6 protein-coding genes and 2 pseudogenes are annotated in these 14,715 nt (G+C 69.2%); 6 read left to right on the plus strand and 2 right to left on the minus strand.

Going from position 1 to position 14,715, the window contains the following annotated elements; translation table 11 throughout:
* The first annotated feature begins 319 nt into the window (after positions 1–319).
* On the plus strand, positions 320–3,415 hold the full coding sequence (locus tag HHL28_RS01350; protein WP_075770965.1) for a glycoside hydrolase family 15 protein: 3,096 nt from the start codon (positions 320–322) through the stop codon (positions 3,413–3,415).
* Between the two features lie 107 nt (positions 3,416–3,522).
* Here the strand turns inward: HHL28_RS01350 and HHL28_RS01355 are convergent, their stop codons facing one another.
* Complete coding sequence (locus tag HHL28_RS01355; RefSeq protein WP_075770966.1) at positions 3,523–3,882, minus strand: hypothetical protein; 360 nt, start codon at positions 3,880–3,882, stop codon at positions 3,523–3,525.
* 165 nt (positions 3,883–4,047) lie between these two features.
* Between HHL28_RS01355 and HHL28_RS19075 the strand changes: the two are divergent.
* The 5 genes and pseudogenes from HHL28_RS19075 to HHL28_RS01380 form a co-directional block, all read left to right on the plus strand.
* Positions 4,048–4,935: pseudogene (locus HHL28_RS19075) on the plus strand (ATP-dependent helicase); the annotation flags it as partial.
* Between the two features lie 174 nt (positions 4,936–5,109).
* Positions 5,110–7,407: pseudogene (locus HHL28_RS19080) on the plus strand (3'-5' exonuclease); the annotation flags it as partial.
* Between the two features lie 446 nt (positions 7,408–7,853).
* Positions 7,854–9,629 carry an oligoendopeptidase F gene (pepF, locus tag HHL28_RS01370; protein WP_169654563.1) on the plus strand — a complete coding sequence of 592 codons (1,776 nt, stop codon included), beginning with the start codon at positions 7,854–7,856 and terminating at the stop codon, positions 9,627–9,629.
* A gap of 146 nt (positions 9,630–9,775) precedes the next feature.
* A complete protein-coding gene (gene pepF, locus HHL28_RS01375) occupies positions 9,776–11,680 on the plus strand; it encodes an oligoendopeptidase F (protein WP_075770967.1) in 1,905 nt (634 codons plus the stop codon).
* Positions 11,681–12,147: 467 nt separating this feature from the next.
* Positions 12,148–13,017, plus strand: coding sequence for a 50S ribosomal protein L11 methyltransferase (locus HHL28_RS01380; protein WP_075770968.1), 870 nt, complete (start codon positions 12,148–12,150; stop codon positions 13,015–13,017).
* Positions 13,018–13,323: 306 nt separating this feature from the next.
* Here HHL28_RS01380 and HHL28_RS01385 read toward each other — a convergent pair whose 3' ends face one another.
* Entirely contained in the window at positions 13,324–14,424 is a 1,101-nt protein-coding gene (locus HHL28_RS01385; protein WP_404326223.1) for an OmpA family protein, read from the minus strand.
* Positions 14,425–14,715 lie beyond the last annotated feature (291 nt).

The raw sequence follows: 14,715 nt of genomic DNA on the forward strand, positions 1-14,715 counted from the left end.
TGCGGCGGCTGCAATTTTGTAACGATACTACGGTGGGTCCCCCACCGGTCAAATCACAAACGGTGGACACGGGCCCGACCGGGGCGGGGGTCTGCTTTCCCTGGCCGGAGCGTGTGGCCGGCAGCTACCGCCAATGCGCTGCGGCCTTGCCCCGGGCTTGCGTGATCCGGTAACGCTGTTACAGTGTTAGGCCGGTTGGGCGTTCGTGGCGGTACCGCCGTGCCCGGCCCCGGCGCGACGCCAACGGACCACCGCCAACGGACCACCCTGGGCACCGCCCACGAGGACCATTCCCGGCCCCTGCCAAGGCGCATCCCCCATGCCTCCCTCGCTCCTGCCGCTGGCCGGCCCGGTCGGGTCCGACCCCGCCAAGGCCGCCCTCGACCGACTGCACGACCATGTGGCGAAGGTGATCCTGTCCCGGCAGCACCCGGTGACCGGGCTGCTGCCGGCCAGCACGGCGGTGACGGTGCATGGCAACTACACCCACGCCTGGGTGCGGGACAATGTCTACAGCATCATCGGCCCCTGGGCCCTGGCCCTGGCCTATCGCCGCCGCGGCGATTCCGCCGCCCGGGCGCGCCTCTTGGAGCAGAGCGTGGTCAAGACCATGCGCGGCCTGCTCCAGGCCATGATGAAGCAGGCCGCGAAGGTGGAGCGGTTCAAGCACACCCAGGACCCCCTGGACAGCCTGCACGCCATCTATTCGGCCAGCACGGGCGAGGCGGTGGCCCCCGACGACGGCTGGGGCCATCTGCAGGTGGACGCCACCTCCCTGTTCCTGCTGATGCTGGCGCAGATGACCCGGTCGGGCCTGTCGCTGGTCTATACGATGGACGAGGTGGCCTTCGTCCAGAACCTGGTCCACTACATCGGCCCGGCCTACCGCATCGCCGACTACGGCATGTGGGAGCGGGGGCGGAAGATCAATGACGGGGCGGTGGAGCTGAACGCCAGCTCCATCGGCATGGCCAAGGCCGCGCTGGAGGCGCTCCAGGGCCTGGACCTGTTCGGGGAGGACGGGGGCCGCGTCGCCGTCGTCCACGCCGTGCCGGATGAGATCGCCCGCGCCCGGGCGACGCTGGAGGCGCTGCTGCCCCGCGAGTCCGGCTCGAAGGAGGTGGACGCCGCAGTCCTGTCCGTCATCGGCTGGCCCGCCTTCGCGGTGGAGGACCCCGCCGTCCTGGCCCGCACGCGGCGGGAGATCGTGGAGAAGCTGGAAGGCCCCTGGGGCGCCAAGCGCTTCCTGCGCGATGGCCACCAGACCGCCCTGGAGGACCACAGCCGCTTGCACTATGAGGCGGGGGAGCTGGAACGCTTCCGCGGCATCGAGTCCGAATGGCCGCTGTTCTTCACCTACCAGTACGTCACCGCCCTGATGCTGTGCGACCGGGCCACGGCCACCTCCTACCGGGCGAAGCTGGACGGGCTGCTGGTGGAGCGTTACGGCGAGGCCCTGCTGCCCGAGCTGTACCTGGTCCCGGCCGAGTTGGCGGAAGCCGAGCGTGCCGCCCCCGGCAGCCAGCCCCGCGTGCCCAACGAGAACGTGCCCCTGCTCTGGGCGCAGAGCCTGTACGTGCTGGGCCTGCTGCTGGAGGAAGGGCTGCTTTCCCCCGGCGACGTGGACCCGCTGGGCCGGCGGGACCGGGTGGGCCTGAAGCCGCCCGTGCCCCTGCGGCTGGTGGTGCTGGCGGAAGATGAGGGGGTGCGCATGGCCCTGCGCCAGCGGGGCATACAGGCCCAGACCCTGGCCCAGGCGGGCGGGGCCATCCATGTCTGCCATGCGGATGTGCTGGGCCGGGCCCTGTCGTCCCTGGGCGCCTGCCCGGCCCTGGGCCTGACCGGCCGGCCGCCGCGGCGGCTGGGCAGCCTGGTCACGGCCAACGGCTTCCGCCTGTCCGGCCAGCCTACCGTCTTCGTCCCGTCCTTCGTGGATGAGGCGGACGGTTTCTATTTCACCCTCGACCCCTGCTTCGTGGGGGAGCGGTTGCTGGCCGAGGTGGCCTATGTCAACCGGAACTGGACCTATGGCCGCCCGCCGCTGATGGTGCTGCCGGTGACCCGCTCCATGGCCGGGGCGCCGGCCTTCGACACCCTGGCCCAGACCCTGGCGGACCTGCTGGCCGGCCGGGTGCCCGACCTGGCCGTGCGGGGCGGGGAGCTGGGGGAAAGCTTCGCCGCCACCCGGGTGGTGTCCCTGGACGGGGCCGCCCCCGGCGTGCCCATGGGCCCCGCCGCCGGTCGCGGGCCCGCCAGCCCCGGCCCGGCCGAGTTGGACCGCCTGTCCCTGGCAGAGGCCGGCGCGGAGGGCTGGGACGATGACCTCTACCGCGCCGCGGCGCAGGTGGGCCGCTGGGACCTGGTGCGCCGCGCCGCCGCCCGGCTGGGCCGCCATGACGAGCGGTTGCAGGACGCGGTGAAGGAACTGGTGGTGCGGCAGAAGCGGGTGCTGCTCGGCCCGCCCGGCGACCCCAGCCTGGCCATCGACCGGCCCATGGACAACGCCGCCATCACCGCCCGCCTGTCCGCCGCGGCCGGCGGTGACCCGGCCCTCGCCATGCTGCATGAGGAGGTGCTGCTGTTCTGCGGCACCCTGGTGAAGGGCAGCCCCGACCTGTTCGCCCATGTGCTGACCGTGCGGCCGGTGGATCTGGCCGGCCTGCTGGTGCGCGGCCTGATGCGGGAACGGGGGCTGGACCTCGCCGCCGCCCGACTGCGGCTGGAGCAGGAAAGCCCCCATGCCGTGCTGACCCGCCTGCGCCGGCTGGTCAGCGCCTGCCCCGGCATGACGGGGGAGTTCTGCCTGCCCGTCCTGTCCCGCAGCATCCTGTCGGACCCGGCGGACGCCCCGCCCGGCTTCGGCCTGGACGCCCAGGACGGCGCCTGGGCCGCCCACGCGCTGGCCACGGGCGGTGACTGGTGGGCTTGGCGCGACGTGACCGGCACCCTGTTGCCGGTACCGGAAGCCTTCTTCGCCCGGGTCTGGGACGTGCTGGAACATTGCGAGGCCCTGGCCCTGGCCGACCCGGGCAATCCCGCCCACCGGCTGGACAGCACCCTGCTGCGCGCCGACCGCACCCCGGCGGAACGGGACTTCGCCCGCGAGGTGGAATCCCGCCTGGACCGCATCGGCAGCCCGGAATACCGGCAGTTGACGGTAGAGGCCCTGTGGGCCGTGTCGGAACTGCTCCGCGCCCGGCCCGACCTGGCCGTGGCCGGCACGCTCGCCACCGACGACCTGCTGGCGGCGGCCGTGCGCCGCCACTGGCAGGCCCTGGCCCCGGATGGATCGGACCTGCCGGCAGAGGCCTGGCAGCGCTTCTACGCCCTGTCCCCGGCCCGTGTGGCCGAACACGTGGCCGCCGCCTTCCTGTCCCGCGCCGCCGCGATGCCCAGGGTGGGGCGGGCGGCGTAAGGGGGCGTCGCTCAGTCCTTCAATTTAGGGGAAATGTGCTTCCCCCGCGAAGGCGGGGGAGGCATCCACCTTTTAATCACCGGAAAAGCCGCGGGAAGAGGACGCCCTCACCACTTCCGCTCGGTCTTCAGCCCGCCCGTGTTCAGGGCGTCCAGGATGCCGCCGCCGCTGGGCTTGCCGGCCGGGCGGGACAGGCGGGGGTTGGTGCGGCGGTTGGCCCGCTCCATCACCTTGATGGCCGTCTCGGTGGCGTCGGTGTGGATGCGCCGGCGCACGTCCGGCTCCAGGGACTCGAAGGCCTGCTGGGCGAAGGTCAGGGCGGACTCGGACTTGGTCTCCACCACCTGCCGCAGGGCGTTGGCCGCCATCAGGCATTCCAGCCGCTCCGGCCCGGTGATGTCGTCCAGCACGTTCGCCAGGATACCGATCGCCTCCAGCATCTTGGGATCGTTCAACTGCAGGGACATCACGACAGACCTCCGGACCTCGATAACCCCATCTTTCCACCCCTTGCGCCGGACCGCAACGCCCACGCAAGCGATAGGGACCAGTTAACCCAGCGGCACGGGGCATAGCTCCATGCCGCTGGGGGCCGGTGATCGGCCGCGATCACCGGCCACGGACATAAGGCCATGTCGCCCGCGAGGGGAAGACTCAGGCGCTCCCCGTGCTATATATGTTCTCACCATGACCGACCTGTTCTCCCCCCGCCCGCCGGCCCCGGCGGCAAAGGCCCCGCCCCGGCGTACCCCGCCCCGGCCCACCTGCCCTACCTGCAGGGCCTGAACCCCATGCAGCGCGCGGCGGTGGAGGCGCTGGACGGCCCCGTCCTGGTGCTGGCGGGGGCCGGCACCGGCAAGACCCGGGTGCTGACCACCCGGCTGGCCCATTTGCTGCTGACCCGCCGGGCCAACCCCTGGCAGGTGCTCACCGTCACCTTCACCAACAAGGCCGCGCGGGAGATGCGCGACCGGGTGGACAATTTGCTAGGCGGCCAGTCGGAGGGCTGGTGGATGGGCACCTTCCACGCCCTCGCCGCCCGCATCCTGCGCCGCCATGCGGAGCTGGTGGGCCTGAAGCCCAACTTCACCATCCTGGACACGGACGACCAGATCCGCCTGCTGAAGCAGATCCTGGAGGCGGAGAACATCGATTCGAAGAAGTGGCCCGCCCGGGTCATCCTGAACGCCATCGAGCGCTGGAAGGACCGCGCCCTGACGCCTGACCGGCTGAAGCGGGAGGACACGGGCGACGTGGCCAACGGCAAGCTGCTGGACATCTACCGCCAGTACCAGGACCGCCTGCGCACCCTGAACGCCTGCGACTTCGGCGACCTGCTGCTGCACAACATCACCCTGTTCCAGACCCACGACGACGTGCTGAAGGAGTACCAGAACCGCTTCCGCTACATCCTGGTGGACGAGTACCAGGACACCAACGTGGGGCAGTATCTGTGGCTCCGCCTTCTGGCCCAAGCGCACAAGAACATCTGCTGCGTGGGCGACGACGACCAGTGCGTCGCCGCCGGGACCCCGGTCACCCTGGCAGATGGTTCCACCCGGCCGGTGGAGCAGGTGCGGGAGGGGGACTTGGTCCTTTCCGCCCAGGGCGGCGGCCGGTTCGGGCCGTCCCGCGTGCTGCGGGTCCACGCCAAGCGGCATGATGGCCCCCTGGTGCGGGTGACGCTGGAGGACGGCACGACCCTCACCAGCACGCCGGAGCACCGGCACTTCGCCGGCTACCGGCTGGGCACGGCGCCCCAGCTCCACTTCACCTACCTGATGTGGAAGCGGGGCTTCGGCTTCCGCGTCGGCACCTCCCAGACCTACACCAAGGGCCAGGCTCAGCCGGTCCTCGGTTTCGAGTTGCGCTGCCGGGGGGAGCATGCGGACGCCCTGTGGATTCTGGAGACCCACGACAGCGAGAACGAGGCGCGCTTCCGGGAATACGCCCTGTCCCTGGACTATGGCATCCCCACCTTCCCCTTCGTGGCCCGGCCCGGCGGCTCCACCAAGGGGCTGGTGCATGACCAGAAGTGGCTGGACCGGCTGTACCGGGAACGGCCGACGGAAGAGGCGGGGGAACGGCTGCTGGCCGATTTCGGCCTGGACCGCGCCTTCCCCCATTACCGGCCCCAGTCCCACACCGGCCGCCGCCGCAACGTGACCGTCACCCTGTGCGGGGAGAACCGGGGCGGGCGGCCGCTGCACCGCATCTCCGTCATCGGCAGCGACTATGCCGACGCCGAGGCCCTGATGGGGATCGGCATGTCGGTCCGCCCGGTGAAGAAGGGCAACCCTGGCTGGCGGTACGAGACGGCCATGGCCGACCTTGGGGCCCTGATGGGCATCGCCGACCGCATCCGCGACGCCTTCCACGGCGACGTGGACCTGGTGCAGTACGCCCGTTTCGGGGCGGGGGAGGGTACCGAGGCCGGCGAGGGCGACGGAGAGGTGGTCGTCGAGGCGAAGGCCAAGGCGCGCAGCAGCTTGCCCATGCTGCCCGCCGCCTCCGTCCGGCGGGGCATGTCCATGTTCCGGGCCGACGGGAGCCTTGCCGTGGTCCGGTCGGTGGAGCTGGTGTCCAGCGGCACGACAGTCCATGACCTGGACGTGGAGCGCACCCACAACTTCATCGCCAACGGCATCGTCACCCACAATTCGATCTACGGCTGGCGCGGGGCGGAGGTGGGCAACATCCTGCGCTTCGAGCATGATTTCCCAGGCGCCCAGGTGATCCGGCTGGAGCAGAACTATCGCTCCACCTCCCACATCCTCGGCGCCGCCCATGGCATCATCGCCAACAACCAGGGCCGCCTGGGCAAGCAGCTCTGGACGGAGATGGACGGGGGGGAGAAGGTCCGCGTCCGCGGCGTCTGGGACGCGGAGGAGGAGGCGCGCTGGATCGGGGATGAGGTGGAATCCCTGCAGCGCAAGGGAATCTCCCTCGCCCACATGGCGGTGCTGGTCCGCGCCGGCTTCCAGACCCGCGAGTTCGAGGAGCGGTTCATCACTCTCGGCCTGCCCTACAAGGTGATCGGCGGCCCCCGCTTCTATGAGCGGCAGGAAATCCGGGACGCCCTGGCCTACCTCCGCGTCATCGCCAGCCCCGACGATGACCTTGCGTTCGAGCGCATCATCAACGTGCCCAAGCGCGGCATCGGCCCCGCCACGGTGCAGCAGCTCTATGAGACGTCCCGCCGCCTGGGCGTGCCCCTGACGGAGGCCACCTGGCGCCTGACCGAGACGGACGAGCTGAAGCCCAAGGTGCGCGCCACCCTGCGCGACCTGACCCAGGACATGTTCCGCTGGCGCTCCCAGATGGACCGGGTGCCGCACACGGAGCTGGCCCAGACCATCCTGGACGAGAGCGGCTACACCCGCATGTGGCAGGAGGACAAGACGCCGGAGGCCCCCGGCCGGTTGGAAAACCTGAAGGAGCTGATCAACGCCATGGGCGAGTTCGAGAACCTGACCGGGTTCCTCGAGCACGTTTCCCTGGTCATGGAGAACGCGGACTCAGCCGGCGCGGAGCAGATCTCCCTCATGACCCTGCACGGGGCCAAGGGTCTGGAGTTCGACGTGGTCTTCCTGCCGGGCTGGGAGGAGGGGGTCTTCCCCAGCCAGCGCACCTTGGATGAGAACGGCATCGCCGGGCTGGAGGAGGAGCGGCGCCTGGCTTACGTGGGCATCACAAGGGGCAAGCGGCTGGTCACCATCAGCCACGCCGCCAACCGGCGCATCCACGGCTCCTGGTCCACGGCCATCCCCTCCCGCTTCGTGGAGGAGCTGCCGCCGGAGCATATCGAGGTGCAGAACGACCCCGGCATCGGCGGCAGCGCCTATGGCAGTTTCCGCGACATGGCCGGCCGCGGCAGCTTCGGCGGCGGCTTCGCCGCGGGCGGCTGGTCCAGCGGGCCCCAGGCGGCCTTCGGGGAGAAGTTCAACCGCATGGGCCGCGCCGCCGCCCAGGCCCCCAGCGCGGCCGCCTGATCGAGGGCACGGCCTACGACGTCACCCCCCGCAGCCGCCCGGGCCGCGCCTTCAACCCCGGCGACCGCGTCTTCCACCAGAAATTCGGCTACGGCGCCGTGCTGGCGGTGGAGAACGACAAGCTGGAGATCCGCTTCGACGTGGCCGGCACCAAGAAGGTGATGGACAGCTTCGTGGTGCCGGCGGACCAGGCGGGGTGAGGGGGGCCGTAACGCCCTATTTACAAATCCCGCCTCACGTCCCCTCGTGCCCTGCGCTACAGTCGCGCCAAGCCGGCACGGGGGTGTCCCCGGGCCAAGAAACGGCATGGGGTTCAGGGACATGGCACGCAAAAATTCCTTCCGCCGGCACCTGTTGGGTGCGGCCTTCATCGCGCTGGCCGCCGCGGCCGCCCCCTTTCGGCCCAGGCGCAGCAGGCGGCCCCGGCCGCCGCGGCGCAGAAGCCGGTGGACCAGAAGTACGTCTGGGACCTGACCAGCCTGTTCAAGTCCGACGCGGAGTGGGATGCCGCGCGCAAGCAGGTGATCGCCGACGCGCCGAAGCTCGCCACCCTGAAGGACAGCATCGGCAAGGACGCCAAGTCCATGGCCGCCGCCCTGGACCAGATCAGCGCTGCCAACAGAGTGGCGGAGAAGGTGGCCGTCTACGCCTACTTCGGCTACTCCACCAACACCCGCGACGCCAAGGGGCAGGAACGCTGGACCCTGGCCCAGGCCCTCCAGGGTGAGCTGGGCTCCAACACCGCCTGGCTGGCCCCCACCATCCAGGACCTGGGCGCCGAGAAGGTGGAAAGCTTCATCAAGGCCGAGCCGGGCCTGAAGAACCACGCCTTCGGCCTGCGTGACATCCTGCGCCGCAAGCCCCACACCCTGACCAAGGAAGCGGAGGCGGCGGTGGCGGCCTTCGGGCCGGTGATCGGCTCCATGGGCAACATCCACTCCGTCCTGTCCAACGCGGACATCAAGTGGCCGGAGGTGGAGGTTCCCGACGCCGGGAAGAAGACGGTCAACCAGACCGGCTACCAGGGCCTGCGCCAGCACCCGGACCGCAACACCCGCAAGGCAGCCTTCGATGCCTTCTGGACCACCTACGGCCAGTTCGCCAACACCTATGGCGGCACCCTGGCGGCCACGGTGAACGCGGGCGTGATCGACGCCAAGCTGCGCAACTATCCCAGCGCCGTGGCGGCGTCCCTCGCGGCCAACAACATCCCCGAATCCGTCTACCGCACCCTGGTGGCGGAGGCGAACAAGGGCCTGCCCACCCTGCACCGCTATTTCAAGCTGCGGCAGAAGATGCTGGGCCTGCCGGACCTGCATTATTACGACATCTATCCGGCCCTGGTCCGGCTGGACAAGAAGTTCGGCATCGAGGACAGCAAGACCCTGACCCTGGCGGCGGTGAAGCCCCTGGGCAACGCCTATGTGGACGATCTGGCGACCCTGGTGAACCAGCGGACCATGCATGTCTACCCCGGGGAAGGGAAAGACAGCGGCGCCTACCATTGGGGCGTCTGGGGCGGCCAGCCCTACATCTTCCTGAACCACAAGGATGATTATGACGGGCTGACCACCTTCGCCCACGAATGGGGCCATGGCATGCACAGCCACCTGGCCAACAAGGCCCAGCCCTATGAGACGTCGGGCTACAGCCTGTTCCTGGCGGAAATCGCCAGCACCGCGAACGAGATGTTCCTGTCCGACTACATGGTGGCCAACGCCAAGTCGAAGGAGGAGAAGCTCTTCTACCTGGGCCAGGCGCTGGAGGGGCTGCGCGCCACCTTCTTCCGCCAGACCATGTTCGCGGAGTTCGAGCTGGCCACCCATGACGCCGTGCAGCGGGGTGAGGCGCTGTCGGGCGCCAAGATGACCGAGATCTATTGCGACCTGCTGAAGCGCTACCATGGCGACGCGCAGGGCGTGATGAAGATCGACCCGAAATACTGCTCGGAATGGGCCTATATCAGCCACTTCTACCGGCCGTTCTACGTCTACCAGTATGCCACCAGCATCTCCGCCGGCATCTACTTCGCCACCCAGATCAGCAAGGGCGGCGAGAAGGAGCGGGAGACCTACCTGAACGTGCTGCGCGCCGGCGGCTCCCAATACCCCTACGACCTGTTGAAGCAGTCCGGCCTGGACATGGCCAGCCCCGCCCCCTACCAGGCCCTGGTCAAGCGCATGGACGCCATCATGGACGAGATGGAGAAGCTGCTGAACTGACGGGGACGGTCAATCCCCCCTCTCCCCACCGGGGAGAGGGCCGGGGTGAGGGGGTGCCGGGAGCAGAAGACGGCATCGGCCCCCCGCCGACGGCGCACCCTCTCCCCAGGGAGAGGGAACATAACTTGGGAACGAGACAGGACACGATGACCACCACCGCTTTCCGCGCCCGTCTGTTCGGGGCCGCCGCCGTCGCGCTGCTGGGGGCCTTCGCCCCGTTGGCCGCCAGCGCGCAGGATGCCAAGCCCGCCGCCGCGGCGCCCCAGGCCGACCCGGCGCATGTCTGGGACCTGACCACCCTGTTCAAGACCGAGGCCGACTGGGAGGCCGAGCGCAAGGCCATCGCGGCCGAGGTGCCGAAGCTGGCCGCCCTGAAGGGCACGCTGGGCAAGGATGCCGCCAGCATGCGGGCGGCGCTGGATGCCATCTCCGCCGTGCGCCAGCGGATGGAGCGGCTGTCCGTCTACGCCTCCACCCAGTTCAGCACCGACGCCCGTGACACCAAGGCCCAGGAGCGGTCCAACCTGGTCCGCCAGCTCGGCGCCGACATCGGTTCCGCCGTCGCCTGGCTGTCGCCGGAGATCCAGGCCATCGGCGACGCCAAGGTCGAAAGCTTCATCAAGGCGGACAAGGGCCTGGCCAAGCACGCCTTCGCCCTGCGCGACGCCATCCGGGAAAAGCCGCACACCCTGTCCCAGGACACGGAGGCCGCCCTGGCCGCCGTGGGCCCGGCCATGTACAACGCCGGCACCACCAACCAGCTCCTCACCTCCTCCGACATCGACTGGCCGTCGGTGAAGCTGCCGGACGGCAAGGAGGTGAAGCTGAACCAGATCGGCTACAGCCGCCTGCGCGACGACCCGGACCGGGCTGTGCGCAAGATGGCCTTCGACACCTTCTGGAAGAAGTACGCCCAGTACACCAACACCAACGGCAGCCTGCTCTCCAACCGCATCCAGGCCGGCGTCGCCATGGCCAAGCTGCGGAACTACAAGAGCGCGGTGGGCGCCTCCCTGGCCCAGAACGACATCCCGGAGGAGGTCTACCGCACCCTGGTGGCAGAGGCGAACAAGGCCCTGCCGACCCTGCACCGGTACCTGAAGCTGCGCCAGCGGCTGCTGAACCTGCCGGACCTGCATTACTACGACATCTACCCGACCCTGGTGTCCATCGACCGCAAGTTCGGGATCGAGGAGGCCAAGGCCCTCACCCTCGCCTCCACCAAGCCGCTGGGGCCCGAATACGGCCAGATGCTCGAGGACGCGCTGAAGGGCCGCTGGATGCATGTCTACCCGGCAGAGGGCAAGCGCCCCGGCGCCTACCAGACCAGCGTCTATGGCGTGCACCCCTTCGTCTTCCTGAACCACCAGGACACGTTCGACAGCGTCAGCACCTTCACCCATGAATGGGGCCACGGGCTGCACACCAAGCTGGCCGACAAGAACCAGCCCTTCGAGACGGCGGACTACAGCCTGTTCGTGGCGGAGGTCGCCTCCACCGTGAACGAGATGCTGCTGGCCGACCACATGGTGGAGAACGCCCGCAGCAAGGAGGAACAGGTCTTCTACCTGGGCCACCTGCTGGACACGCTGCGCGGCACCTTCTTCCGCCAGACCATGTTCGCGGAGTTCGAGCTGGCCACCCATGACGCCATGGAGCGCGGCGAGGCCCTGTCCGGCAAGAAGATGACGGAGATCTACTGCGACCTGCTGAAGCGCTACCATGGCGACGCGCAGGGCGTGATGAAGATCGACCCGGCCTATTGCGCGGAGTGGCAGATGGTCAGCCACTTCTACCGGCCCTTCTATGTCTACCAGTACGCCACCAGCATCGCGGCCGCCGCCTACTTCGCCGACCAGGTGGAGAAGGGCGGGGAAAAGGCGCGGGAGAACTACCTGGACGTGCTGCGCGCCGGCGGCTCCGTCTACCCGTACCAGCTGCTGAAGCAGCGCGGCGTGGACCTGGCCACCCCGGTGCCCTACCAGGCCCTGATCAAGCGCATGAACGACACCATGGACCAGATCGAGAAGCTGCTGGACAAGAAGGCATAAGTCCGGCGGCTTGAGTTTGGAGGGGGCGGGCCTTTACGGGTCCGCCCCTTTTTGTTGTGCGATCGAAACGGTCCCGCTTGGGGTGGCGTCACGGCCGGGGGACACGGACGGCACGGATGCCGCTTCGCGGCCACGGACAAACACGGATGGTGCCTCTTTGGCCGTTCAGCCCTCCTTGGGACCCTGCGCGGCGAAGCCGCAATAAGCATCCGGTATCAAAACGTAGCCTGCTCGCGCTTGATCGAACCGGTATCAGAAGGATTGCGGCTGCGCCGCGGGTGAAGGCCAGGCACTGCCATCCCACAGCGAGTCCGTGTCATCCGTGGCCGCGCAGCGGCATCCGTGCCGTCCGTGTCCCCGGCCGTACCTCCTCCACCCGCCCGACCGCCTCGTCCATCCGCCAAGCCCTGTTGCCCCACCGTCCCCGTCCGTCTAGAACTCCGCCCATCAAGCTGGAGGATGGGTCGATGCAGGGCATGTGGCGGATCGCGTTCGAGGTGCCGGAGCGGCTGGTGCCGCTGTTCGCGGACGTGGTGGAGCCGCACCTGGACGCCGTCTCCACCTTCGAGCTGCAGGAAGGCGGCCAGTGGCTGATCGAGGGCACCAGCTACACCGAGCCCGACACCGCCCGCATCGCCATGAAGCTGGCCGTCCTGGCCGCAGCCCAGGGCATCCCCGAGCCGGAGCTGACCAAGGAACCGCTGCCGCCCATCGACTGGGTGACCAAGACCTACCTCAGCTTCCCGCCCATCACGGCCGGCCGCTTCTTCATCCATGGCAGCCACCACAAGAAGCCGGTGCCTAAGGGCAAGATCGGCTTGCAGATCGAGGCCGCCATGGCCTTCGGTTCCGGTGAGCACGCGACGACCCAGGGCTGCCTGCGCGCCATCTCCGAGTTGTGCAAGGTGGGCGGCTTCCGCAACGCCCTGGACATGGGCTGCGGCAGCGGCATCCTGGCCTTCGCCCTGGCCAAGCTGCGCCACATCCCCGTGGTGGGGGTGGACATCGACGCCCTGTCCATCGAGATCGCGCAGGAGAATGCGGTGCTGAACCGCGTGCACAAGCTGGTCAGCCTGCACGCCGCCAACGGCTACGCCGCCAAGGCCGTGCGGGAGTTCGGCAAGTTCGACCTGATCGTCGCCAACATCCTGGCCCGCCCCCTGGCCCGCATGGCCCCCGACCTGCGCCGCCACTTGGTGCCCGGCGGCACCGCAATCTTCTCCGGCCTACTGCACCACCAGGAACCCCTGGTCATCAACGCCCACCGCACCCAGGGCTTGCGCCTGGTCCGCCGGTTCAGGTTGGGGGATTGGTCGACGTTGGTCATGAAGGGGTGAGGGGCCTTCCTGGCTCAAGCCAATCCGACCGCCATCCCGGCTTCCGGCCAGACCCGCCGGTTTATTGCTGATCGCCTGCAACAATCTCTACTGCGTCCCCGCGAAGGCGGGGGCCCACAGTTTTTGACCCCTTGTGTGCCCTCACCCTGGTTGAAGAACCGTGGACCCCCGCCTGCGCGGGGGAAGCAAAAAGTCCTCAATGCCCAGGGTCTCGACACTGGTGAGGGTGCGCCGGGGCACCCCCCAAAGAAAAAGGCCCGCGGGTTTCCCCGCGGGCCAGGTTCTCTCTCATGACTGGCGTATCGGTCAGCTCGCGGGCGAGCCTTCCGGGAAGATGATGACGGACCGGCGGTTGGAGGGCTCGCGCACCCCGTCCGCGGTCGGGACCAGCAGCTCCGTCTCGCCACGGCCGGCCGTGGTGATCTGGTCGCTGGTCAGGCCCTGGCTGGTCAGGAAGTCCCGGACCGCCTGGGCGCGGCGCTCGGAGAGCTTCTGGTTGTAGGCCGGCGTGCCCGACGTGTCGGTATAGCCGGTCACCTGCACCGCCGAGATGCGGCCGGCCTGGGCGTCGCGGGCCACGTTGCGCAGCACCTGCTCCGCGTCGGCCGTCAGCGTCGCCTGGTTCCAGTCGAAGAAGACGGTGAAGTTGCGGCTGATGGCCGGGGCCGGCGGCGGGGCCGGGGCGGGCTCGGGCGCCACGACCGGGGCCGGGGTGGGCTCGGGCTGCGGCGGCGGGGCCGGCGGCGCGCCGAAGGTGTAGCGGACGCCCACCAGGGCCGAGTGGTTCTGGTAGTCGAAGCTCACCCGGTTGCCGGCCGCGTCGTTCATGCGGACGATGCCGGTGTCCAGGAACCGGTAACCCACGGTCAGGTCCAGGTTCGGGGTGACGGCATAGGCCACGCCGGCACCAACCTGCCAGGCGACGGCGTTGTCCTTGTCGTCCAGCCGGGCGCCGGGGGCGAACATGTCGCCGACGCTCTGGAAGGACAGGCGGGCCACGCCGACGCCGGCGCTGACCCAGGGGCGCAGCGGGCCGATGGGGTTCAGCTCATAGCCGACCACGCCCATGAAGGTGTAGGCGTTGGTGCGGCCCTCGCCGCCGGCGCGGCCGACCGGGCCACCGGCGATGTCGCCGACCACGTTGCGGGTCCAGCCCACTTCCAGGCCGGCGCGCAGGCCGGCACCCAGGCGGTAGCCGCCCTCCAGGATGCCGGTGAAGCCGTTGTCGTACTCGATCTCGTTACGGAACAGGCCGTTCTCGGCTTCCACGTCCTGGGTCCAGGTATAACCGCCCTGGATGCCCACATAGGGGCCGGACGCCATGTCCTGGGCATTGGCCGCAACCGGGGCAGCCATTGACAGCAGGGCAACGGCCGAAACCGCCATCACCGGGCGCATGTTCTTCATCACTTCCTCCTAACTCCCTCGCCCACCGTCTTGCACGGCGGACCGTCGCGAACTGGCATCGACCGCCAACAACGGGCGATGTGCCGGGAAAGGCACAGACGAAAACCCCGAAATTTGACGAAGACTGTGAAGACGGGCCAATTCGACAATAACTGTGTCCGCAATGCCGCAGTGGGCATGTAGCCGATCTGAGCTATGACAGGCGGTGCGGTGCAACAAGACCGTCAAAGTGGATCGGCCGATGGTGTAGGGTCCGCCATAAGGGGTAGCCCCGACCTGATCATCTGTCAC

It is taken from the genome of Aerophototrophica crusticola (genome assembly GCF_012913305.1).
GTDB classification, from domain to species: domain Bacteria; phylum Pseudomonadota; class Alphaproteobacteria; order Azospirillales; family Azospirillaceae; genus Niveispirillum; species Niveispirillum crusticola.